This window comes from Sphaerospermopsis aphanizomenoides BCCUSP55, assembly GCF_001586785.1.
GTDB classification, from domain to species: Bacteria; Cyanobacteriota; Cyanobacteriia; order Cyanobacteriales; family Nostocaceae; genus Sphaerospermopsis_A; species Sphaerospermopsis_A aphanizomenoides_A.
Window position 1 is genome coordinate 1 of sequence record NZ_LUFH02000099.1, and the last position, 23,594, is coordinate 23,594.

General features: G+C 39.8%; 21 protein-coding genes. 6 read left to right on the top strand and 15 right to left on the bottom strand.

Features of this window, described 5'->3' with window-relative positions; genetic code table 11:
- Positions 1 to 181: 181 nt before the first annotated feature.
- A complete protein-coding gene (mutL, locus tag A0J48_RS21230) occupies positions 182 to 1,873 on the bottom strand; it encodes a DNA mismatch repair endonuclease MutL (protein WP_200326580.1) in 1,692 nt (563 codons plus the stop codon).
- 178 nt (positions 1,874 to 2,051) lie between these two features.
- Between mutL and A0J48_RS21235 the strand changes: the two genes are divergently transcribed.
- Positions 2,052 to 2,378, top strand: a complete 327-nt coding sequence (locus A0J48_RS21235) for a rhodanese-like domain-containing protein (RefSeq protein ID WP_200326581.1) — start codon at positions 2,052 to 2,054, stop codon at positions 2,376 to 2,378.
- A 228-nt stretch (positions 2,379 to 2,606) separates the two neighbouring features.
- Here the strand turns inward: A0J48_RS21235 and A0J48_RS21240 are convergent, their stop codons facing one another.
- The 8 genes from A0J48_RS21240 to A0J48_RS21275 all read right to left on the bottom strand — a co-directional run bounded on the left by A0J48_RS21240 (position 2,607) and on the right by A0J48_RS21275 (position 11,992).
- On the bottom strand, positions 2,607 to 3,998 hold the full coding sequence (locus A0J48_RS21240; RefSeq protein WP_200326582.1) for a UDP-glucose dehydrogenase family protein: 1,392 nt from the start codon (positions 3,996 to 3,998) through the stop codon (positions 2,607 to 2,609).
- 87 nt (positions 3,999 to 4,085) lie between these two features.
- The gene (locus A0J48_RS21245) at positions 4,086 to 5,021 is read right to left on the bottom strand and encodes a UDP-glucuronic acid decarboxylase family protein (RefSeq protein WP_200326583.1); all 936 of its coding nucleotides are present in this window, start codon (positions 5,019 to 5,021) and stop codon (positions 4,086 to 4,088) included.
- A 256-nt stretch (positions 5,022 to 5,277) separates the two neighbouring features.
- Complete coding sequence (locus A0J48_RS21250; protein WP_200326584.1) at positions 5,278 to 7,449, bottom strand: cation:proton antiporter domain-containing protein; 2,172 nt, start codon at positions 7,447 to 7,449, stop codon at positions 5,278 to 5,280.
- A 74-nt stretch (positions 7,450 to 7,523) separates the two neighbouring features.
- Entirely contained in the window at positions 7,524 to 8,180 is a 657-nt protein-coding gene (locus A0J48_RS21255; protein ID WP_200326585.1) for an HAS-barrel domain-containing protein, read from the bottom strand.
- 132 nt (positions 8,181 to 8,312) lie between these two features.
- Positions 8,313 to 8,507: an NAD(P)H dehydrogenase subunit NdhS gene (locus A0J48_RS21260; RefSeq protein WP_200326586.1), complete on the bottom strand. Its 195-nt coding sequence runs from the start codon at positions 8,505 to 8,507 to the stop codon at positions 8,313 to 8,315.
- 249 nt (positions 8,508 to 8,756) lie between these two features.
- Positions 8,757 to 10,070, bottom strand: a complete 1,314-nt coding sequence (rodA, locus tag A0J48_RS21265) for a rod shape-determining protein RodA (RefSeq protein WP_200326587.1) — start codon at positions 10,068 to 10,070, stop codon at positions 8,757 to 8,759.
- Between the two features lie 159 nt (positions 10,071 to 10,229).
- A complete protein-coding gene (locus tag A0J48_RS21270; RefSeq protein ID WP_200326588.1) occupies positions 10,230 to 11,300 on the bottom strand; it encodes an Mrp/NBP35 family ATP-binding protein in 1,071 nt (356 codons plus the stop codon).
- Positions 11,301 to 11,467: 167 nt separating this feature from the next.
- The gene (locus A0J48_RS21275; protein ID WP_200326589.1) at positions 11,468 to 11,992 is read right to left on the bottom strand and encodes an SRPBCC family protein; all 525 of its coding nucleotides are present in this window, start codon (positions 11,990 to 11,992) and stop codon (positions 11,468 to 11,470) included.
- 333 nt (positions 11,993 to 12,325) lie between these two features.
- Here A0J48_RS21275 and A0J48_RS21280 point away from each other — a divergent pair, with 333 nt between their 5' ends.
- The 3 genes from A0J48_RS21280 (at position 12,326) to A0J48_RS21290 (ending at position 15,219) form a co-directional block, all read left to right on the top strand.
- Entirely contained in the window at positions 12,326 to 13,180 is an 855-nt protein-coding gene (locus tag A0J48_RS21280; protein WP_200326590.1) for an RNA-guided endonuclease InsQ/TnpB family protein, read from the top strand.
- Between the two features lie 185 nt (positions 13,181 to 13,365).
- On the top strand, positions 13,366 to 14,415 hold the full coding sequence (gene hemF / locus A0J48_RS21285; RefSeq protein ID WP_200326591.1) for an oxygen-dependent coproporphyrinogen oxidase: 1,050 nt from the start codon (positions 13,366 to 13,368) through the stop codon (positions 14,413 to 14,415).
- 375 nt (positions 14,416 to 14,790) lie between these two features.
- Positions 14,791 to 15,219 (top strand): STAS domain-containing protein, encoded by a 429-nt coding sequence (locus A0J48_RS21290; RefSeq protein ID WP_200326592.1) that lies wholly within the window; start codon positions 14,791 to 14,793, stop codon positions 15,217 to 15,219.
- Positions 15,220 to 15,307: 88 nt separating this feature from the next.
- Here A0J48_RS21290 and A0J48_RS21295 read toward each other — a convergent pair whose 3' ends face one another.
- Positions 15,308 to 15,895, bottom strand: coding sequence for a chromophore lyase CpcT/CpeT (locus A0J48_RS21295; RefSeq protein ID WP_200326593.1), 588 nt, complete (start codon positions 15,893 to 15,895; stop codon positions 15,308 to 15,310).
- 180 nt (positions 15,896 to 16,075) lie between these two features.
- Between A0J48_RS21295 and psb29 the strand changes: the two genes are divergently transcribed.
- Positions 16,076 to 16,810 carry a photosystem II biogenesis protein Psp29 gene (gene psb29 / locus A0J48_RS21300; protein WP_200326594.1) on the top strand — a complete coding sequence of 245 codons (735 nt, stop codon included), beginning with the start codon at positions 16,076 to 16,078 and terminating at the stop codon, positions 16,808 to 16,810.
- 183 nt (positions 16,811 to 16,993) lie between these two features.
- Here the strand turns inward: psb29 and A0J48_RS21305 are convergent, their stop codons facing one another.
- The 3 genes from A0J48_RS21305 to A0J48_RS21315 form a co-directional block, all read right to left on the bottom strand.
- Entirely contained in the window at positions 16,994 to 17,356 is a 363-nt protein-coding gene (locus A0J48_RS21305; RefSeq protein WP_200326595.1) for a phage holin family protein, read from the bottom strand.
- Positions 17,357 to 17,611: 255 nt separating this feature from the next.
- Positions 17,612 to 18,268 carry an ExbD/TolR family protein gene (locus tag A0J48_RS21310; protein WP_200326596.1) on the bottom strand — a complete coding sequence of 219 codons (657 nt, stop codon included), beginning with the start codon at positions 18,266 to 18,268 and terminating at the stop codon, positions 17,612 to 17,614.
- A complete protein-coding gene (locus A0J48_RS21315) occupies positions 18,258 to 19,046 on the bottom strand; it encodes a MotA/TolQ/ExbB proton channel family protein (RefSeq protein ID WP_200326597.1) in 789 nt (262 codons plus the stop codon). The genes A0J48_RS21310 and A0J48_RS21315 overlap by 11 nt, the downstream gene beginning before the upstream one ends.
- A gap of 220 nt (positions 19,047 to 19,266) precedes the next feature.
- Here A0J48_RS21315 and A0J48_RS21320 point away from each other — a divergent pair, with 220 nt between their 5' ends.
- Positions 19,267 to 19,569, top strand: a complete 303-nt coding sequence (locus tag A0J48_RS21320; protein ID WP_200326598.1) for a YkvA family protein — start codon at positions 19,267 to 19,269, stop codon at positions 19,567 to 19,569.
- 53 nt (positions 19,570 to 19,622) lie between these two features.
- Here the strand turns inward: A0J48_RS21320 and A0J48_RS21325 are convergent, their stop codons facing one another.
- Together A0J48_RS21325 and A0J48_RS21330 are read right to left on the bottom strand one after the other, a co-directional pair.
- Positions 19,623 to 20,000, bottom strand: a complete 378-nt coding sequence (locus A0J48_RS21325) for a GxxExxY protein (protein ID WP_200326599.1) — start codon at positions 19,998 to 20,000, stop codon at positions 19,623 to 19,625.
- 41 nt (positions 20,001 to 20,041) lie between these two features.
- Positions 20,042 to 23,272: a glycoside hydrolase family 15 protein gene (locus tag A0J48_RS21330; protein ID WP_200326600.1), complete on the bottom strand. Its 3,231-nt coding sequence runs from the start codon at positions 23,270 to 23,272 to the stop codon at positions 20,042 to 20,044.
- Between the last annotated feature and the right edge of the window lie 322 nt (positions 23,273 to 23,594).

The window sequence follows — 23,594 nt, forward strand, 5'->3', positions numbered from 1 at the left end:
AATGGTCGTCTCTATTCTTTCAAAGTATTATTTTTTCTCGGTTCAGTTGTGTCGGGCGCTTTGCCCTCACTCAAATTAATATAGCAACTCTTTCTGGTTTTCGTCAAGGGGTTTTTCAAACTTTTTTCTAATTTGGCTATGATCGTGATTTAGTAAGGTTTTGGACAGTTTTTGATCTAGCTTAAATTCCATGACTTTTACCAATTACCCAATGACGACGGAAAAACCGAGACAAAGCCGATTCTTCTAATGATAAATAAATTGGTCTACCATGTGGACAGGTGCGGGGGTTGCGTGTACGTTGCCAATCATCTAATAACTTCTGCATATCAGGTAAATTCATGGGTGTACCATTACGAATAGCACTACGGCAGGCAACAGCGACTTGAGCTGTGTGTAAGTCTCCTCCCCAACTTAGTTCTAAAAGTGCTTCGGCGTTATCTTCTCGCTTTTGTAACATAGCAGGAATGTTACGTACTGCCCAAAGTTGTTCTCCAAATGGTTCAATGTCTAAACCTATATTTTGCAATTGGGAAACTTGGGCTGGAGATAATTGATAAAGAATGATAGGAGTTTCTACGGGTACAATTTGCCAATTATCACATAATTGCTCATACAAAACTCTCTCATGGGCTATGTGTTGTTCCACTAACCACATTCCCCCTGAATGTTCAGCAACAATATAAGTATTACTAACTTGGGCGACAGCTTTTAATGTGTGCTGATTATGGTTTTGACCTGTAGTCTTAAAATTATAACTGCTTTTTTCTTCTGCTACTTTCAGTAATTTGCTAATTCGTGTTCTGTGGACTGCTTCTTTAAGATTAGCTTCAGAAATCAGCAGAGCTTGGTTAATTGCTTGAGTAATTTGTTCTTGCCAATAACTGAGTTCATTGAGGTAAATCTCTGTTTTGGCGGGGTGACGGTTCCAGTTAATTTGGTCTGGAGCAATGGCCAGATGTAAGAAACAAATAGGATAGCGATCGCGCGGTAATGTTCTATGAAATGCGGATAATACTGTTTGTTCTAATTCAGGCGATTTAATCATTCTGCCATTAATCGCCACTTTCACCCAGTCAGGACGATGACGATGGCACCTATCGGGTAAACCAATTATCAATCTAGATATGGGAGTAGAGACATTGTTGCCAACGTCTCTACTGGGAACTGGGGATTGGGAATTGGGTAATTTCAATTGTACTTCTTTTAAATCATTTTGTCGCACTTGGGGCAAAATTTGGGGTATGAGTTTTCCTACACTGGAGACAGGATATATAGTGAACCATTCCCGGTCATTTTGCCAAACTTGGTAGGTTACATGGGGATGACATAAGGCAATTTGCTGTATTATACTTTGTACAGCTTTCATTTGCTGTGTAATGCTAGGTAGTCCTTGACGACGTGGTAGACAATTAGCAAATAAATTATCAACTATAACTACTGTTCCAGGAGCAATAGCAGTTACCTGCATATCTATAACTTCCCCACCATCACCATAAACAACCCGCCATCCTTCAGATCCCCCCATCGGACGACTGAGAATTTCTAAATCTGCCAAGGTTGTTAAACTGTGTAAAGCTTCACCGCGAAAGCCTAAACTGTTAATTTTCCACAAGTCAGCAGGAGCGTGAATTTTACTAGTGCTGTGCGCTGTTGCTGCTTGTTGCAGATCATCACAGTTCATTCCCCAACCATTATCTGCTACGCGCACTCGCCATTGTTGCGGATTTAAGGAAATTACAATTCTCGTTGCACCTGCATCCAGGGAATTTTCCACCAATTCCCGTACCACAGAAGCTAAAGAATCAATCACCTCTCCTGCTGTAATTAGATATACAACTTCTGTTGGTAATGCTTGAATAGTAGATGCCATAATTAGATAATTAAAAATTAGATAATTAAAAATTAAAACTTGTTATCAGCCTACAATGCTTTGATTTTGACCCCTGGCCATTAATATCTCGACAGAATTTTTGATAAATTGTAAAGAAAACCGAATTAAAGGAAGATCTTTGCTAAATTGCTGGTGAGGTTATAAGCAAAACCAGCTTATGAGTAATTTAGTTGCTGATGTTCATGATTTAAAGTCGCGTCTAGAATGGGGGCAACCCGCTTTTACAATTATTGATGTACGCGATCGCCATACTTACAATCACGGTCATATCAGCGGGGCGATCTCTATCCCCCTAGATGACTTAGCTGACCGTGCTAAATCCACTCTACATAAAGAACGCCATATCTATGTTTATGGGGAACATGATGCACATACAGCTCATGCAGCCCAGACATTGAGAGCAGCAGGCTTTATTGATGTATCCGAAATCCAAGGTGGTTTAACCGCTTGGAAAACAGTTGGTGGTGCAACAGAAGGTGTCTAAGCTGTAATCACCATCTAGCTAATGGCTACGCTTATGCTACAGCTATTAGCAATCAGCTAACACCAAATAGTACCTTAACTTCCTGCTGTTGTTTGGTTGATTAAGCCTCCACCAGGGAGAAATTTGTACACCGGACATATCAATGTTAGAGCAGTTGTGAACAACAAGACTCCCGACTCCTATCAGAAGTCGGGAATCTGAGCTTGTTTTCAAATTAACATGAGTTTTTTATCTGCCCACACCTACATATTGAAATCCAGCCTTGATCATTGCGTCAGGATCTAAGAAGTTACGTCCATCAATCATGACAGCATGGTTCATCAATTTTGCCATCTTTCCATAATCTAGGGTGCTGAATTGTTGCCATTCGGTCACGAGTACCAAAGCATCACAGCCATCAGCTAATCTTTCCGCATCGGTTTCTACTAATACTCCAGAAAGACCATGACGCATCCCTGTTTGAGAAATAATTGGGTCGTAGGCTTTGACTTTAGCTCCAAGTCGGTTCAGCTGCTCAATCAGGTTTAGTGCTGGTGCATCGCGCAAATCATCAGTATCAGGCTTGAAGGTCAATCCCAGTAATCCTACAGTTTTACCTTTAAGGATTTTGAGAGCTTGTTGCAGTTTTTCCAAAGCGATTAAACGTTGACGTTCATTTACACTCACAGCAGCCTTCATGAGTTGGGCTTCATAGCCATAGTCATCAGCAGTATGAATTAATGCAGAGACATCTTTGGGAAAACAAGAACCACCCCAACCAATGCCAGCTTGTAAAAATTTGTTACCAATGCGGGAATCCAAACCGATACCTTTGGCAACTTGGGTAACATCAGCACCGACGCGATCGCAAATATTCGCAACTTCATTAATAAAACTAATTTTAGTTGCCAAAAAAGCATTAGCAGCATATTTGATCATTTCTGCTGAACTCAAGTCTGTTACCAAAACTGGTACAGGAGCTAAAGACTGATCATCTGCAAATTTTCGTTCCACAATGGGAGCATAAAGCTCCTTCATCATGCCAATCGCTTGTTGACTATTTCCCCCCAAAACAATTCGATCTGGGTTAAAAGTGTCGTAAACTGCTGAACCTTCCCGGAGAAATTCTGGATTACTGACCACATCAAACTGAGCAGAAATTTCCGGTAGGCTTTCCTCAACAGATGCTCCTCCCACAGCTATCAATGTTTTCTGGCGTTCCGCAATGCCATCTAAAACAATCATCCGCACCCAGTCACCAGAACCGATAGGCACAGTGGATTTATTGACAATTACTTTATAACCACCATTGAGATTTGCCCCAATCCCACGAGCTACAGCTTCTACATATCGAGTATCACTTTCACCATTAGGTAAAGGCGGAGTTCCTACGGCAATAAATAGAATTTCCCCGTGGGCAACTCCAGCAGCTAGATCCGAAGAAAATTTAATATTTCCACTGTTAATGGCAGACTGCATAATTTCCGAGAGTCCTGGCTCGAAAATTGGTGACTGACCTGACTTCATTAATTTTACTTTTTCTTCGTTGTTATCTATGCAAATTACATCATGACCAATATGAGCTAAACAAGCGCCTGTCACTAAACCTACATAACCAGTACCAATTACGCAAACACGCATTTTATTAAACTCCTCATTTTTATCATTAGTTCAGTCATGAGTCATGAGTCATTAGTCATCTGTGAACCAATGACTGATGACCACCCACTAATTATTGCTGTCGATACGTTGACGAAAATCTTCTACTGTCAGTTTTAACCCCTGTGGCAGAGGAATGGTAGGTTCCCAATTTAACCAGGTTTTTGCCTTAGTAATATCGGGACGACGGCGACGGGGGTCATCAGCAGGTAAAGGTTCAAACTTAATTTCTGCATCTGGGTTGACCATATTTTGTACAGCCTGAGCCAGTTCTAAAATGGTGTATTCATCGGGATTACCCAGATTGACTGGCCCAATATAGTCACCATTCATTAACCTGATCAGACCGTCAACTAGGTCAGATACATAGCAAAAACTGCGAGTTTGTTGACCTTCGCCATACACAGTCAAAGGAATACCCCGCAAGGCTTGAACTATAAAGTTACTGACTACTCGACCATCGTTTTCTAACATTCGTGGGCCATAAGTATTAAATATTCTTGCCACCCGAATATCGACTTTATTTTCTCGGTAGTAGTCAAAGGCCAAAGTTTCTGCAATTCTTTTACCTTCGTCATAGCAGGAACGGATACCGATAGGATTAACACTGCCACGATAATCTTCGGTTTGGGGATGGACTTCTGGATCACCATAGACTTCACTGGTAGAAGCTAACAAAAATCTAGCTTTCACTCTTTTAGCCAACCCCAACATATTCATTGTTCCCATCACGTTAGTCTTGACGGTTTTAATCGGGTTGTACTGATAATGTACAGGAGAGGCAGGACAAGCCAAATGATAGATTTGATCAACTTCTAAGCGAATTGGCTCAGTGATGTCATGACGGATCATCTCAAAGTAGGGGTGTTCAAACCATTTGAGGATATTACGTTTATGGCCTGTATAGAAGTTATCCAAGCATATAACTTCATGACCCTCAGCCATTAGTCGGTCGATTAGATGGGAACCAATAAACCCAGCACCGCCAGTTACCAAAATTCTCATAGTTTCCGAGTTATTTTACAGATATTGCCAACGGGTATTATCCTTGATTTTTAGATTACCTAGTTGGGTACGAAAATAGATTATCAACGAAAATCACTAAACAGTATATTGCCAGAATTTGAATTGGTATAATTTTCCTACAGATACCCAGGATAATTCATGAATATCTTCTAAATAATTGGTAAATAATGGGGGGATTTTCAGGTTTAGTTCATTAAATCTTTAAAAAAAGATTGGCTGTTTGAAAACAGTATTTTTATACGGGGGCAGTTTTGTGGGTGATATTATTTGACAAAACTAGTTTGTGATTGTGTTTTGGTTCTCCGAGAATAATAATTGAGCAAGTGAGTTGTCTGGCTAATTCATTGGTGAGATCACTCATGGCTAATCCTCCAGGAGTAGTACGGTTACGAGTCAGAGGTAATACCACTAAATCATATAATCTTGCTGCTTGCAAAATCGCTTGAGCAACATCTTCATGAGTGATAATTTGAATTTCCGGCGGATTGGGGATAGCTAATTGAGAGACTAATTGAGAAAGTTGCGATCGCCTAGCAGCAATTTGACTGGAATTGGTGCGGCGTGGCCTTCGCCCTGCTTCGTTAACATAAACATTCAATACAGTCACCTGAGCTTGATTAGCATCTGCTAAAGTTTGGGCAAATTTGACAGGTGTGAGTGTTGGGGTGATGAAGTTTTCTATTGGTACAAGAATACGCTGAATTCTTTTTGGTGATTCCACCAGACGTGCTACTGCCACTGGACAGTGGGAAGCCCAAAGAACATTATCAATCACATTCCCTAATAAACGCGCCCTCAAACCAGTACGTTTGCCCCAACCCATGATAATCAAATTTGCCTTCTGTTCACGTGCTGTCCTACAGATGCCTGGAGCGAAACTATCATCAATTCTCAGTAATGCTTCTGCTTTTGCACCTAATAATTGACTTTGTGCCGTGGCTTTAGCCAATAGTTTTTCACTTCGTTGCCAAGCAATTTCTAACTGGGGTGCATCCATTTGAGAAGTAGCATGAGCGATCGCTAATGGCAATATTTTTCCCTGAGACTGACAGGCTAATAATGCCGCCATTTCAATCAAATACTTTTGAGTTTGGGGATTATATACAGGTACAACTATAGTAAAGTTGGCATTTCCTGACCCTGATTCCGGATCACATAGTCTAATTGGTTGTATGTCTTTTGCTGTTGTACAAGTCAAATCCACACCATCACTAGCAACCAAACTTGTCAGCCAAGGACCCACAGTAGCTGTGATCAGCACTAAAACAATGACGCTGTTTAATATTTCCAGGGATAGTAACCTTGATTGATATCCCGCTAACACTACTGCTAATGTCGTCCCTGCCAAGGGAATAGATAGAGACCAAATTGTGAGAGTTTCCCGCCAGTTATAGCGATACACCTGCTTTGCCAAAACAGCAGCTATAAATTTACTGGCCATTAAAGCCACGAAAATTATTAATAATAACTTGATTGTGTTGTATCCGTTCACCAAGGTAGGTAAATCAATTTGTAAGCCTAGATGAATAAAGAAAATAGGAATGAATAATACACTACCGATGAATATCAATTTTTCTTTAACTGGACCTTCACCCACAGCTTCATTTACTGCCAAACCTGCTAAAAAGAAACCAATAATTTTTTCTATCCCCAACAATTGAGCAATAAAGACGGACAGAAATACAGACATGAATACACATAAAAACTTGTTACCCTCGTCGTCTCCAGAACGATGAAAAAATTCTTTACTTGCCCAATCAAAACCTATCAAAACAATAATAAAATAAATAATCACTGAACTTATTAGAGTGATGATTTGATTCAGGTTAAATGTCCCATCACCAGTATCAAAAATAGATAGACAAACAGCTAATATTAACAATGTACTGATATCAGTAAAAATTGTGGCTCCCATTGTCATGGTGATAGCCTCGTTATTTACTACTCCCAAACGACTGATAATTGGATATGCCAAAAGAGAGTGGGAAGTCAATAAACAACCCATTAATATAGAGCCATGCCAACCAAAACCTAAAAATCTGCCTGCTAATATTCCTAGTATTAAAGATAGAAAGAAAGTCAAACTACCAAATACTAAAGACCGAGTTTGTTGTTGACGAAAAAATTGTAGATTAAACTCTAATCCGGCTATAAACATCAAGTAAACTAACCCAACGTTTGATAGCAAGCTCATCATTGGTGATTCAGGCGCAAATAAGTGCCAACCTGATGGACCAAGCACAACCCCAGAGCAAACCAAACCTACTAATGCTGGTAATTTTAGCCGCTCAAACAGTATAGGGATAACGAGAATTACCAACATTAAAATAGCAAAAAGAACTATTGGTTCTTGTCCAATAACTTGGGAGGTAGGGTCTAAGTTCAGAACTTGTGACACAAGTAGCATTATTTAAAACGGTTATCAGTGATTATTTATTATTTTTTCCTACACCCTATTCTCTATTCCCTTATCACTAATCATCAGGGATGGATTTGACTCAAGATAAAGCGTAGACGATCATAATCATCTTTTAGCAACACACTCAGATGTCGTCCAGCTTTGATTAACCATTCGCGGTCAGCGTTACGTAACTGGTAAACTTCACGAATTGCAGATGCTGCCAAAGATTCTACTGGCGCAGCGTTAATCAAAAGTAGTGTCCTTAAGAAATCTAGTTTTTCGGTGAACTTGATGATGGCTTCTGGTTGACACCTATAAACAGCCTGATGAATTTGGGGCGGACGGGGTGGCAGATACTGATACACCCCTTGGTTATAACTTAGATTTTGTAACTGCTGCTCAAATCCCACAATTGCTGCTCGAAATTCTGTCCTGAGCATAGCAAATATTTGAGGTTGTTCTTCCCGTAAGGTTTGTAAGGACAACCCCAAGGCTCTAGCGCGGTGTACAGAATCTATAGGCATGGTTGTGGCATGATATACCACCGCATAAATTTGATTACCTGATTCCTCATCCACAGCACAAACCCAACTACCGAAAGGAGGCATGGGTGGAAAACTCAAATCATCTGGTTCCAAACATTGTGCTAAAAATTCGCTAGTTGTAGTTTCGATCACCTCCGCAATGTGGTGAGGATGGCGATCGCCTGTAGAAAATTGTGGTAAAGGTAGACGCATGACAGTGCTGAGTGCTAAGTGTTGAGTGCTGAGTGTTGAGTGCTGAGTGCTGAGTGCTGAGTTAACAGTTGAGAATTATTATCAGATCAGCAATTACCAACCATCTATCACTCATCACCCATCACCTGTAACCTACTTGCCTTTTTTCTTGGCTGTGGTGTCTACGAGTTCTAATTCTGGCAAGCGAAAGGTAATAATTTTATCCCAATTACCACCTTCAAATAGTACGGCTACCTTGCCATCACTGACCCGTTGCACAAGTCCTTCATAGCGATAATAGGTGTCTGCGGGATTTTTGACGCGAACAGTTGCTCCAGGCAGAATCATGTTTTTACCCTCGGTTTATTCTTTGTTAATACCTTAATATTAGTTGTTTGTCAGTTGTCAGAGGGAATAGGGAATAAATAGGCAGGGTGCAGGGTTCAGTAGATAATTATTTCTCCGCCATATAAAACCTACTCAAATCTAACTATCTACTGACAGGCATGGTCTTGAGCTATGAGGAGATTTAGATAGATATTTTGATTTAGTTACTAGCCCCATCTCCCCATCTCCCCATCTTCCCAGCCAGCTAATTTAATAATATTTCTGGCGTTGCCGGAAATTGGCTACAGATTCTACTATTCCTAAAGCAATAAAGTTGGTCAGCATAGCAGAACGACCATAACTCATCCAAGGTAAGGGTATACCTGCTACTGGTGCCAAACCAACTGTCATCCCCACATTAACAATTAGTTGAAACACAATCATAGATAGAACACCAATAGCCAGCAGTGAACCAAAATTATCTTTGGCTGTTTGAGCTACGTGCAGTATGCGGAAGCAAATTAAACAGAAAACCAGTAAAACTATCAAACAACCAACAAAACCGAATTCTTCACCAACAGCAGAGAAAATAAAATCTGTATGTTGCTCAGGCACAAAATTGAGTTGAGTCATTGGACCTTTAAACAAACCCCATCCCCAAATTTCCCCTGCACCAATGGCAATACGAGATTGAATCAGGTGATAACCAGCACCAAGAGGATCATGTTCAGGATTAATAAATACACTCAATCTGTCTTTTTGATATTCTTTGAGGACATGATTCCAAGCGAAAACTCCTAATTCACCACCCAGCATATTCAGTATCCAAGAGCCAATCGCACTAATCCCAAATTTTCGCCAGGGTAGAGTCTGCCACCCCACAATCCCCATAGCACCTGCCCAGGCTAAACCCAAGGGACTAAACGATAGTTCTTTAAGCAACGCTATCGGCTCCGACAAAGGCCAGGCTATACTAAATAAAATTGCTGATATTACCGGGGAAATCAACAGAATCAACCAGCCAGGATTAGCATTTGCCCAGAACAGCATTCCTAAGACTATAGCTCCGAATACTAAAGATGTTGCTAAATCTGGTTGTAAAAACACTAATCCCCAAGGAATAGCAGTGATGGCTAAGACGCGGAACACGCTCTCTAAGCTAGATGCAGTACGTCTATGTAACAAAGCTGCTAAGGTAATGATTATGCCTATTTTGGCAAACTCTGAGGGTTGGACGTTAAAGCCTAAAATACTAATCCACCGTTGTGCGCCTTTGGCACTTGTCCCAGCGATCATTACCGCAACTAAGCTGAAGTTAGTCAGTCCATAGGTGATCCAGTGCCACTGCATGAGGTTTTCGTAGCGGCAACGAGCTAAAAATAGAGCGATGATTGAGCCAATACCAGCTACAAGCCAATGCCACCACCAGTCAGTCACTGGTTGTTTGAGTTCTGTACTCAAAATCATGAGACCGCCAAACATACTGACGACAACGGGTAGACAAAATAAAATCCAATCTACTTGTTGCCAGGGCTTAACCCAATATTGCCAACGGATTTTGGGGAGTGAAGATTTTAACAACATTGTGCGAAGAGGAACTTCAGGTTAAACGGGGATTGGGAGCAGTTAAAAGTTATGAGTTAACAGTTATTAGTTATTACTGTTGACGTAACTCTTAACAGGGGAGTGTGGAGAGAATTTATTACCTCCTGCTTCCTGTCTTCTGCTGCCAATTACCAATGATTATGTCAGTGCAGCGACTGATACTTTACCAGCGATAGTTAGAGCGATCGCGGTGAGGGCTTTGGCAGAAGCTGAATCTGGATCGGCTACAACTATTGGTACACCATTATCACCACCAATTCTGGTGGAAATTTCTAGAGGGACACATCCCAGTAGTGGTACTCCTAATTCTGCGGCAGTTTTTGAACCTCCACCAGAACCAAAAATGTCATATTCCTTATCGGGTTGATCAGGAGGAATAAAATAGCTCATATTTTCCACAATTCCCAATACTGGGACATTCATCTGTTGAAACATCCGCAAACCCTTGCGTGAGTCTAACAAAGCTACAGTTTGCGGTGTAGTGACAATTACTGCGCCCGCCATTGGTACTGCTTGGGTTAAAGTTAACTGAGCATCTCCCGTTCCTGGTGGCATATCCACAATCAAATAATCAATTTCTCCCCATTCCACCTGATACAGAAACTGACGAATTACACCATTCAACATAGGACCGCGCCAAATAACTGGCTGATCTCGGTCAATCAAAAAGCCCATCGAGACTAATTTAACGCCATGATTAAACGCAGGTTCTAAAATATCGCCTTTTTCTGTAGAGCGAACAACAATTTCAGCATCAGCTAAACCTAACATTGTGGGGTCATTTGGTCCGTAAATATCCGCATCCAGCAAGCCCACTTTCGCTCCTGTTTGTGCTAGAGCAACTGCGATATTTACCGCCACTGTACTTTTACCAACGCCACCTTTGCCGCTAGAAACAGCAATAATATTTTTGACACCATCAACACCAGTACGGTCAGGTAAGCTTTTTTGCTGTGGTGTTTCTGCTGTTACTTCCACACTGATATCTGTTACACCAGGTAGTTGATTAACAGCTTTTTTACAATCTTCAACAATAAATTCCCTTAAAGGACAGGCGGGAGTGGTCAACACCAAAGTAAAGCTAACTTTACCACCATCAATTTTTACGTTGCGAATCATGTTCAGTTCTACCAGACTTTTGCGAAGCTCTGGATCTTCGACTGGTCGCAATACTTCTAGAACTGACTGGGAATCGAGGACTTGATACATAGCGTGTATACCGTTGCCGCCTTAATAAAGCTTAAAAAATTTTCATTTTCACCTACTTGCATATTAACTTTCTTGGGTCATTAGTCATTAGTCATTAGTCATTGGGTTATTAATTTTCGACTAGCCGCTGCTTTTTGTCACCTGTCACCTGTCACCTGTCACCTGACCTAAAAATCAAAACAACTATTATCCAAAGATTTTTTCTGTCCTGATACAGCTTGCAATGCTGGCTTTTCTACTGCTTCGACTAAGGAGCGTGCTACTCGATCTACATAGGGACGGGATAAAGACCAAATGAGGGGTGATAACCAACCACGTAGAGTTACAGAATAAGACAAATAACTGCCACAAACCGTTGACTCTACTTGGTAAATAACCCGTTCTTCAATGCCTGGAATGGCAATAACACGGATACTCAGCATTTGTTTGGGATTTACCCGTTCTACAAAAATCTGGATAGGAATCGGCCAAAAGCGTGTTACTGCTTGGAAAATTAATCCAGGTTTGGGTACTAATCCTAATGGTACATTTGTACTTTTAAGTAGTGGATGCCAGGAAACATCTGTTAAGTCAACTACTTTTTGCCAAAGTTCATCGACAGAGGCAGAACTGATTTCTCGATACGTCCGCACCAGAGAGGCGCAAAACCGACGACGTTTGCGGTGGATGAATTTGGAAAACCAACCTTGCACTGTCCTAATCCTCCTGGCTACAATCTGTCTGGTTACTCTGACATCTGGGAAAATTGTAATCGACCTCTACTCATAAAAATAGCTGGTTAGCAGGAAATGGCTGTGTTTTTCCTACAGGCACTATATGTCAATAGACCTGAGAATTTTAAAACAGAATTTTCTCCACAATAACTGCAAAGAAACTTAATGAATATACAAGTTTATAGGGATTTGAGGGTTAGTAGCTAGTAGCTAGTTACTGTTTTCTTAACTAAAACTCACAAATACTTATCATTTGCCCAAAAATTCCTGTCATCTGCTCGCTTGGTGACAGAATTACAGTAAAATCGCTGTATGCTACTAGGATTCAAAACCCAACTCAAAGTCAACAAGCAACAACTACTACTACTGGCGCAACACGCAGGAGTAGCTAGACACGCTTGGAATCAAGGGTTAGCACTATGTCAACAGGTATTATTACATAACAAACTGCACCCTGAAGATAAAATCAAATTTCCTACGGCAATAGACCTACACACGAAAAAGCAAGAGTTTTTAGGAGTTGACTTAGGAATAAATCATCTAGCCACATTATCAACAGGAGAAATATTTGATGGATTAAAAAGCTATAAAAAGTATGAAAAGAAATTGGCAAGAATACAATATTTGAATCGACATAAACAAGTGGGTTCAAATAACTATAAAAAAGCGCAAATCAAAATAGCGAGATTACACCAAAAAAAAATAGGTAACATCACAAAAGATACATTACACAAAATCACCACTTATTTCAGTAAAAACCACGCGGTTATAGGGATAGAAGATTTTAATGTGTCATGGATGTTAGCTAATGGGAAATTATCAAAAGCTATATCAGATATGGGCTTTTATGAATTTAGAAGGCAGCTAGAATATAAAACACAATTATATGGCAGTAAGTTAGTAATTGTGGATAGATTTTATCCTAGTAGTAAGACTTGTTCAAGTTGTGGAGAGAAAAAATCATCTTTGTCATTATCTCAAAGAGTGTTTAAATGTGAAAAATGCGGCTTTGAGTGTGACAGAGATGTAAACGCTGCAATTAACTTAAAACAAGAAGCGGTCAGATTGACCGTGTTAGCCTGTGGACTAGATAGTGCCGACACTTCTAGGCGGTCAGTGAGCGCAGTCGAACTGGTGAAGCAGGAAGGAAAAGCTGGCTATTGTTAGCATTAGCATTAGTTAGCTTTTTTGGATCGGACAATAGCTCTAGTCAAGATGCTCAATTGGTTTTGACAGCTAAGAAAAAGCAGTTTTGACAAATGGAGTCAAATTTCTAGCTCTAATTGTCAACAAATTTTTAAAATGAAACTTTGTAGCTTTCACAGAAATTGTAATTTTAGGTTCGGGAATCTATGTTGACCAACTCGCAAGCCCCCACTCTCGCTGTAGAATCATCGAATAATTTTCTGCCGGCTCCTGACGCTCAGGCTAGAGTTAGTGAGTTTATGCAGCAACTGCAAGATGAAATTACTCAAGCTTTGGAAGCACTGGATGGTGTTGGTAAGTTTCAGGAGGACAGTTGGCAACGTCCAGAAGGAGGTGGGGGGCGATCTCGTGTCCTGCGTGATGGCGCAATTTTTGAACAAGCGGGTGTAAATTTTTCTGAAGTGTGGGGTTCTCATCTTCCCCCATCAATTTTAGCCCAACGTCCAGAAGCAAAGGGACACGGTTTTTATGCAACGGGTACTTCTTTGGTGTTACATCCTCGTAATCCTTATGTACCTACAGTTCATTTGAATTACCGCTACTTTGAAGCTGGCCCAGTTTGGTGGTTTGGTGGTGGTGCTGATTTGACACCTTATTACCCCTTTGCTGAGGATGCTACCCATTTCCATCAAACTCTCAAACAGGCTTGCGATCAACATCACCCTGAGTATTATCCTGTGTTTAAGCGGTGGTGTGATGAATATTTTTACCTCAAACACCGTGGGGAAACCAGAGGTGTGGGTGGTCTATTTTTAGATTACCAAGATGGTCAAGGGACTATTTATCGCGGTCCAGATCCCAATGGAGAAGCTGCTCTTTATAGCGATAAAGTAGGAAAACTCACACCACGGACTTGGGAAGAATTATTTGCTTTAGTGCAAGATTGTAGCCAAGCTTTTGTACCAGCTTATGTCCCCATTGTCAAACGGCGACATGGAATTGAATATAGCGATCGCCAACGTAATTTTCAACTATACCGTCGGGGCAGATATGTAGAATTTAACTTGGTTTATGACCGGGGTACAATTTTTGGACTGCAAACTAATGGTCGTACAGAATCAATTCTCATGTCCCTACCACCTTTAGTCCGCTGGGAATATGGCTACAAACCAGAACCCAATACTCCTGAAGCTGAATTATATGAAACTTTCCTTAAGCCTCAAGATTGGATAAACTGGAAAACAAATCAACAGTAATGAGTATTTAAAGCTGAGTAAAAATCCACACATTTGTTTTCAGGAAGTAGATGAGGGCTTTTGTGTTTGGTAGTTTGCATATTCAGACATAATTTTTTCATCTTATTTACTCAGCACTCAGAATCTAAATACTCAAGACTGTTTCAGTGAGTTAAACTACTAAATACAGAACATTGAGCAACAATGTTGTATTTGTAGCTATCGCTTGCCAATTTTCAGCGTCAGATCAAGGGCATCTTGTAACTCGTGAGTTAATTAACTAACTCAGGATGATGGATGGAAAAAATACCAGTCATGGTGAAATTTTAAGATTGCTAGAACAGCAAGTTTTTTAGCTCACTGATTCATCTTCAGGACAACATCACGGAGAATACAGTGGAAATAGACCAAAAAACCCATACAACTGAAAACGGGAATACTGTGATTGTCTTGAAACCAAAAGGTCGTCTAGATATCACTACTGCTTGGCAATTTCGCCTGAAATTACAAGAGTGTATTTCTAAACTAACTCGTCATGTAGCTGTGAACCTAGGAGAGGTAGATTTTATTGATAGTTCCGGTCTCACCTCGTTGGTTGCGGGGATGCGTGATGCTGATAAAGCTAAGGGCAGTTTCTGCATTTGTAATGTCCATCCAGATGCCAAACTGGTGTTTGAGGTGACAATGATGGATACAGTATTTGAAATTTATGAAACTGAAGAAGAAGCATTAGCAGCTATCTTACCCAACTCAGTCAATAAAGAAAATAATAGTTTTGAGCAACTTCCTCAAACTACTCCCAAGACTACAGCCGGTGATAGGTGACAGGGTAAAAGCACAAATCCATTAAAAATTAAAAATTAAAAATTAAAAATTCAAGAACTCCTGCCTCTTGCCGTTTCCTAATTACAAATTACAAATTACGAATTTTTTGGTAACGATAAGGGCCAACAACAGCCCCCCATGTTGCTTTTCCAGTTTCTGAGTCAATTCCTTTGTCGTAGCTGAGAAATGTTGTGTGTGTTACCTCAAACCCCAAGGCAACTTGTATGCTGTTGCCAAGATAAGTAAAGCTGCAAAGGGTTTCTGGAGGTGGAGAGGCAGTAAACCGATAAAGGTTGGGGGCTAGTGTTTCCTGGGTAATGGAGAGAATACAGCTTGGTAGTAAATCTAGCTGCTCGGATGTGAGGGAATTCAATAAAGCGGGATTATTTCCTGCTCCTTTCAAGGAACTGGGGTCTTTAGGCATATAGTATTGCACTTGCAAACCTTCAGCACCCTGTGTTAAGCGCATAATTCTTTGTCGGTAGGGTTGATCGAGATTAACAATATTGGCTTGTTCAGCAAAAAGAGTAATACTATCCTCTAAAAAAATATTAATAGGTCTTTGCCATAGCCGCAGGTGAACATACCAAACAGGCTCTGCCATAGCTTGTTCTCGGTTATTAAATTCTCCGGTTAGGTATTGACCCAAAGTAATTAATTGTGAAGACAAGCTCATAATCCCAAGTTGTGTTTAAAGATAGTAGTTCTGGCAGCTAGGGGAGCAGGGGTGCTTCAGGTGCAGAGGGAAAATTTCTTCTTCTGGCTTCTGACTATTGACTCCTGTCTTCTTAACATAACTTGGCAAAGTAACCTTTAAACGAGAAAATAAGAATACGTCGCCCTTAACATTTTCTTTGTGAATAACGTCCGTACTGTCTCTGATACAAAGCGAACTTTCTACAACCTTCATACCCGTCCGATCAACACTATTTACCGTCGGGTAGTAGAAGAGTTGATGGTGGAAATGCATCTATTGTCGGTAAATGTGGATTTTAGCTACAATTCTATTTATGCTTTAGGCGTAGTTACAACGTTTGACCGCTTTATGCAAGGCTATCAACCAGAGCTGGATCAAGCGTCCATTTTTAACGCCTTGTGTCAAGCTGTAGAGCAAGATCCACAACGCTATCGACAGGATGCAGCTAGATTAAAAGTTGTAGCGCAAAGTTTACCAGCGAAAGATTTAATTTCATGGTTAAGCCAAACTACTCATTTGGATCAAGATGCTGATTTGCAAGCACAACTGCAAGCGATAGCGCAGAGCGCAGCGCCAAAGGCGAACGCTGATAATGCTAACTTTAAATACAGCCGTTTGTTTGCTATTGGTCTGTTTTCATTATTGGAAATGTCAGATCCTGAATTTGTTAAAGATGACAAGCAACGGAATGAGGCACTAACAGCGATCGCTCAAGGTTTACATTTATCTGAAGAAAAACTGACCAAAGATTTAGACCTATATCGCTCTAACTTGGATAAAATGGCACAAGCACTGATAGTGATGGCAGATATGTTGGCAGCTGAACGGAAAAAGCGCGATCAGCGTCAGCAAAAATCAACTGCTCCGGTAACTCCTCCCAGTAACAATGAGTAATTCGTAAGTTAAGTATTCAGTAATCAGTCATCAGTAATCAGCTAATAACAGCAAGAGCAAAGATTCAGAAGTCTGGATTTTAGGAAAATGAGACGCTGATCATTAATTTTTATGCTTTGTATTCCCAGCTTCAAAGCTGATAGCTGACGACTGACGGCTGAATGCTTATAAATTACGAATTATCTACACACCGAGTAATTTGTAGATGATGTTGTTAATAATAGTGAGTGTGAACGCTCCTAAAACAGCACTCCAAATACCGTAACGTAAGCGAAAACCTTCTACTAACCAAGCGGCAATACTAAAACATACAACAGCAATCATGAATGTAAAGATACCAGATAATAAGTCAAATGTGACTACATTTGGTATCGTAAATACAAAACCTAATATTGGTCTAACTAATGCTGTGATAATACCAAGAACTGCTGCGGAAAAGACAGCTTTACCTGGAGTATCAATTTCCACCCCCAATGGTAATTTACTAATAATCCACAAGCTGATAGAAGTGACTATCCAAACAATTAACAGTGTCACAATATTCATTGCCGCAACCCTTGAAACGTAAATGGCGATTGGCGATAAAATACTTGGTCTATGGATCAGAAAATCTTTGTAGCTTAACCAATTATTTATAAATTAGCAGAGGTTTTTTATCTAACGTCAATTTATTTTAGATATCTTTAGGTTTATCTAATTTTTCGTGATATTGGTCAAAATAAACAATAAAATTCCCCCTTGCCGATATTCTTAAATATGATTTGGGGGAATTTTAACCTATAAACTTTTACACAAATTAATTCACCTTTTAGGTGTTGAATTACTGTTTTCTGGTGCTACTGGAACTTGGGGTATGCTGTTATTGGGAACGATTGGTGAGTTAGGATTGATATTTTGCCCTGGTGCGGGAAATGGATTTGGGGCTGGGGGTAGAGAAGGGTTAAAATTATTTTGTGGATCACTACCCGGAATTGGCACAGTATTAGGTATGGGAAATTGAGGGGTAGTAGAAAAGTTAGGAGAATTAGAGATTGGTTGAGATGAGCCGGGAATAATTCCCAAAGACACACGATTACCTCCCACTTGTCTGAGCAAATCTAATGTTTGGATCACATCGTTATATGTCGCTGTCCGCGAAGCATTCAGCACCAAAACGCCATTAGGATTCGCTTGCACATACTGTTGTAATCGTGCTTGCAACTGATCAGATGGAATAGGTTCTTTTTCAATGTAAATTTGACCGACAGCATCAATAGTTACAGGCAAGATGTCATTCTGTAAACTAGCAGCAGAAGTTGCGCCTGTGCTGGCTTTGGGTAAATCAACATTAATTGCTTGTTGTCTAGTAAATTGCAACGCTGCTAACAGAAAAAACGTCAGGATACAAAAAACGACATCAATTAAGGGGATGATTTGAATTTGGACTTCTTCAATGGGAGTATGTAGGTTAACTTTCATTTTCTAGTTCTTGTGCCGAGTTAGTTAGAGAACTTGGGGCTGTTTCCTCTATAGAAGGTTCAGAGGTGAGAGTTGAGTTGTTTTTACGGCGTTTACGGGGTGAACTAAAGCTTTCCCGTGTAGATTCTCGTACTATTGCTGATGTACTTTTATTGGGATCTGGCGGAGACTGACGGTAAAGTAACTCTAAATCGTTGCCAGCTTTATTAAAAACTTTGATTTGGTTAACTACGAACCCTTGAAACAGACGATAGAATACTAAACTAGCGATCGCAACTATTAAACCAGCAGCCGTACTAATCAAAGATTCACCAATCCCAGTAGTTACGCCTGCTGTAGATTCAGTCCCCAAATCACCAATACGAATTGAGCGCAAAGACTGAATCAAACCTAAAACCGTACCCAACAGTCCTAACAGCGGCGAAAGAGCAATCACAGATTCTAAAAGTTTTTCGCCCCGGCGCATCCCCGCTACCTCTTCAGCAGCTGTTGATTCTAGAGCCAATCGAAAAGTTTCTGCGTCGCTTTTTTGCAAGCGTAGGGGTGCGTAAAGAAAACGTCCAATCGGTTGATCAGTAGCTTTTTGGGCTATTTCTGTAGCTATATCCCAATCTTCACTAGCAGCATCAAGAACGCGGTCAACTATTTCCTTTTCTTGTGTCAAAATTCGCAACCAAAACCAAAAACGCTCAAAAATGACACTTAAAGACAGGACTGACAGCACCAGCAGAGGCCACATTGCTGGACCGCCCTTATGAAACAAATCTAAAATATCCACTGTGTAAGTCTCCTCCCTCCATTACTAGAGCAACAATGGCAAAGCATTTTTATTCTAGAGATTAATGCACCATTACCACACTCACCTAACTTTATCGCTAGACAAGTAGTTATTAACAAAGCATGACGATTACCATCATCTATACACAATAGGACGGTTATTCCCACCGGGAGTTTAGAGGATGATTTGGCAAAATAAGAATTAACTAGAGGTTAAAAATATGAACTTCTCAATTCAATCACTGTACACTTGGTATCGTAATGTACTGCGTAATCCTAAATATCGTTGGTGGGTAATTCTTGGCACAATAGCTTATCTTCTCAGCCCCATAGATATTGCTCCAGACTTTATCCCAGTGGTTGGACAAATTGATGATCTTTTACTTTTGACATTGCTGGTTTCCGAAGTTTCTGGATTAGTAATTGATGGTTGGAAAGCGAAAAAAGGTCATGTAGAAACTAGTGTGAATGAGTCTACATCTCCAGATAATACTGTTGATGTTGATGCTGTTTCTATGAAGTAGAGGATTTTTTTTAACGCAGAGGAACGCGGAGGTAATCGCAGAGGAACGCGGAGTTAGAGGTTGTTAGCTACTCGTTTAATGCCATCTTTGAGGTGGAGGACGTTAAAGTTGATGATTAGTCCTAGTTTACAGTTAGCTAGTTTGAGATAGGTGAGAAGTTGAACGGAGTGAATTGGTTTGATGGATTCTACTGATTTAACTTCGACAATAATTTTGTTTTCAACTAGCAAATCTAAACGATAAGCACAATCTAATTTGACATTTTCATAAATCAAGGGGACAGAAATTTGTCTCCCAACATTGAGATTGGCTTTTTTGAGTTCATAGTCTAAACATTCCTCATAGGCTGACTCTAACAACCCTGGACCCAATGCAGTATGTATCCTCATCGCGGAACCAATAATCAAACCAGTCAACTCATTCTCTTGCATTCTCTGTGTTCCTCTGCGTTTACCTCTGTGTTCCTCTGCGTTTAAACCTCTTCTCCAAACTCTAGCAAGTATCTAAACGCTTTCAAGATATAATTAGCTGAATCTTGAGGAGAGGTGTTGTAAAAATGTGGCCATGCTAAACCTTTATCTTCATCATAATTATGACTGCGATGAGGATGATTTTCTAGCCATGCTAACCGCACTGCATGACCAACTAACACATCTAAAACTATATATTCTTCAATTTGTAACCTAGGGTTATTAGCGACTATTGCTGCTAGTTCCATTAATGCTTCTACGTTGACTTGGCGATATTCTGGCGCTTCAATTTTATTGAGCAAATGCTCTACTAATAAGGCAAAGTTTCTTTCTCCTGCTGTCATTTCTGATAGCATGACTTCACTATCTAAACGATTACGTCTTTCTAGTTTGTCGCCAATTACTAGACCCTTACAATGTTGCATTAATAGCCAAACTTGTTTAAAAAAGTCTTTGGGAACACGGTTGAGTGCGCCTTCTGCTTGACGAAATCTGCGCCAATTTTCTGGAGGAGTTTCAATTTCTTCGTTAATTGCTGGTAGCACTACCCATGCAATATCACTTTCTTTTTGTTTGACGTGGAGTAATTCTTGTTGACGTAATAAACCACTTACACCACTATATCCAGTTAGGACTTTATGTAGGCGATTTTTAACTTCAAAGGGTGAAAGCTGCATTAAGTAATCGTAGGCTTCATCTTGGGTAACACGCAATTCTTTGGCTATTTCGCTGGTAATTAAGAGGATGAGATAACCAACTCTCAGTGTTAAGAGTCCTTTAAATAATTCTGGTTCTGATTTGATTAATACTCCTAAATAAATCAATATTTCTTGGGTGAGAACGCGATCGCGGATATCCTCACGACAGAAGTTATTAATTTTTTCGGCAATTTCATTATGAGACATGGGTAACACAATGAGGGAGGCTTCACTGTAAGCTCTACCTACTGCAATTTGTTTACCTCGCACTATTATACTGGTGACTGCATCAGATAAGCCAATATCTACCATTTGGCGTAAACCCGCAGCCCGACGGACTACAGCCCAAATACCAAAGTCACCTGCTTTTCTGTAAACTTCATCTAGTAAATCTGCTACTGTTACAGGTTGTCCTGGTCCACCATATCCTGTATCAAATTTTAATCCCTGTAACCTTTTTAATGTCTGTAGTAGTTCAATTTGCTCATAAATATTTTCTGAGGAACGTAAATGTTCCAACAATGAACTCAGGTCAGTTTCACACTCCATTTGGAATTCTTGGGTATGTCCTAATCGCCAGTTTTTTGCCGGATTGTAAGTTAGATAATAGCAACGAATACCTGCATTTTTTAATGGTAATTGGGAAAATTCAGCATTGGGCAGGAAGTCTATTGTTTGAATTCCTGCTGTTAACATCAACTGATTGATTCTCCCTAATTTTACTTTTACTCCATTACAAACACCATCTTTGAGTTCTTGCATGAGTTCTAATAATGCTTCAGACCCAATTTCTAGCATGGTGTGGGTTAACATTAAAGTGAGAGTCGGACGACCTAAATCACTCCAATATTTTTGAATGTAGGCTAATTCGCTTCTGAGTTGATCGACTAGGAAATGGTAATCAAGGGTTAAATAAAATTGCTGAGAATCCACAAAGGATGGCAAAAATACAACTGTTTCTCCAGAAATTCTAAAAATTCTTGATGTTGTTAAACTTCGTAAACGTCTTACCGGACGACCAGTTAACCCAAGTTTATCGTTTCGACCAATTTGTGTATAAATTTGAGAAAGTTCGTCAGCTTTTCTCACTTGAATTGGTTCGATTTGGCTAGGAGTTTGAGTTTCAATACCGTGAACTTCTAGTTTTGCTTGTAGGTCTTCGTCTTCTGCAAGTAAGGCTATTTGTATTAATGCTTCCCGTTTTTTCTTGATAAATAAATGTCTACCTAAAGGATCGATCTCACCAATTGCTATTAATCCTTCACTCAACATTTGACCAAGAAAATATAAACTTTGCGCCCACACTAAGGGGATATTATCGTTAGGTAAACGAGTTTGAGTTTGAGGAGCTAATTTTTCGGCTTCAACGTTTTCAACGGGAACATAATATAGTTCTGGTAATACTTTCAGTCCATCTATTTCTACTAGTAATGATTCTAATAGTGTTTGATATTTTTTAACTTGTTCTTGTTCACCACGAAATAGTCCATCGAGAACTAAATATGTAAAAAATAACGGCCATTCACATTCTATATTCTCGAATTCTTTTAGTTCTCCAGGTTCGTAATGTAAGCGGTGGGGATCTTCTAAAACTGTTTGGTGTCCATCGCGGAGAAATCTTTTACAGCCGTATTTACCCGCTAGTTTGGTGATGATTTTGTTAAAGGTGCGATCGCGTAGTGTCTCACCAGGAGATTCACGCAACTGCACATCTTCGACTGCAAAGGCAGGATAACTAATAATACTTAAAAGTGCTGCATCAACTTCTTTAGAACCTGATTCTCTTGGTAATAAAGATTCTAGTGTAATTCTGGCTCTGGCAATTTCATCAGGTAGTACGTGAATGATGGAATTTTGACTGCCATGTATACCAAATAAATTGAGTCCGTTGATAGCTTCTAATGCTGCTTTGGCCATACCTATGGAACTGGCGTTTAATTCTGCACTACCATGATTAATTTTGTTACCTCTTTCCCATATTCCATAGTCTGGTGTGCGGTAAGCTCGTCCAATATAATAAACCAAATTTTGGACGAAATTGACTTCATCTACTGTATAAACAATGGACAATCCTCCGGCGGTCATTTGCGCTAACATCAGTAAAAATATTGATGTGGCATCAATTTGCAAATGTCCCCATTCATCATCACCAACGACTATATCACCAGTGGCTGTGTTGTATTTGGCGTGTAGTCCATCTAGTAGAGATTGGGTGTGTTTAAATTTCTCTACTTTATGCGCTTGTTTCATCATGGCGAAAAGTAAGCCACGCATCAACTTGACGACGCTATGTTCTAGTTCATAGGTTCGTCCTTCGTCGTTGTCTAACTTGCGATAGGCTAGAGCTAATCCCCAAACGGCTAAAATGCTATAAACGTTATCTCTGACCCAAGCATCAGTATAATCACCATGAGCGGTAATTGCTGTACTCGCTGGCAGTAATCCAGTAATAGGATTTTGTCGAGATAAAATAATTGTCTTAATTTGCTGATAGTAGAAATCCAGACGAGTTGGCAATGCTGTAGGTGTTTTCATAGGTGATTAACTGCTTTAGAGACGTAAACCTGTGGTGGTAGAAAAAACTTGAATACCAGTAATGACAAATTTACTGATCAACTTGGTGTTTAGTTAAGTTTTTTTTCTTGATAACAAGAAGATATTTTCAGTAATTATATTTAATATGTTTCACTTATTTTTATGGAATTTATTTATTCCAATCTTCATCTTTTGAGCGCCGATTTTTCACTAGTTTAACCTTTTTTTTGTTATTCTTAAAAAAGAATAAAGAACTAAATTCAAAAGGAGACTATTCAAAAATAAATTTCTAATTTGATATGTATAAAATTTGAACCCAAAA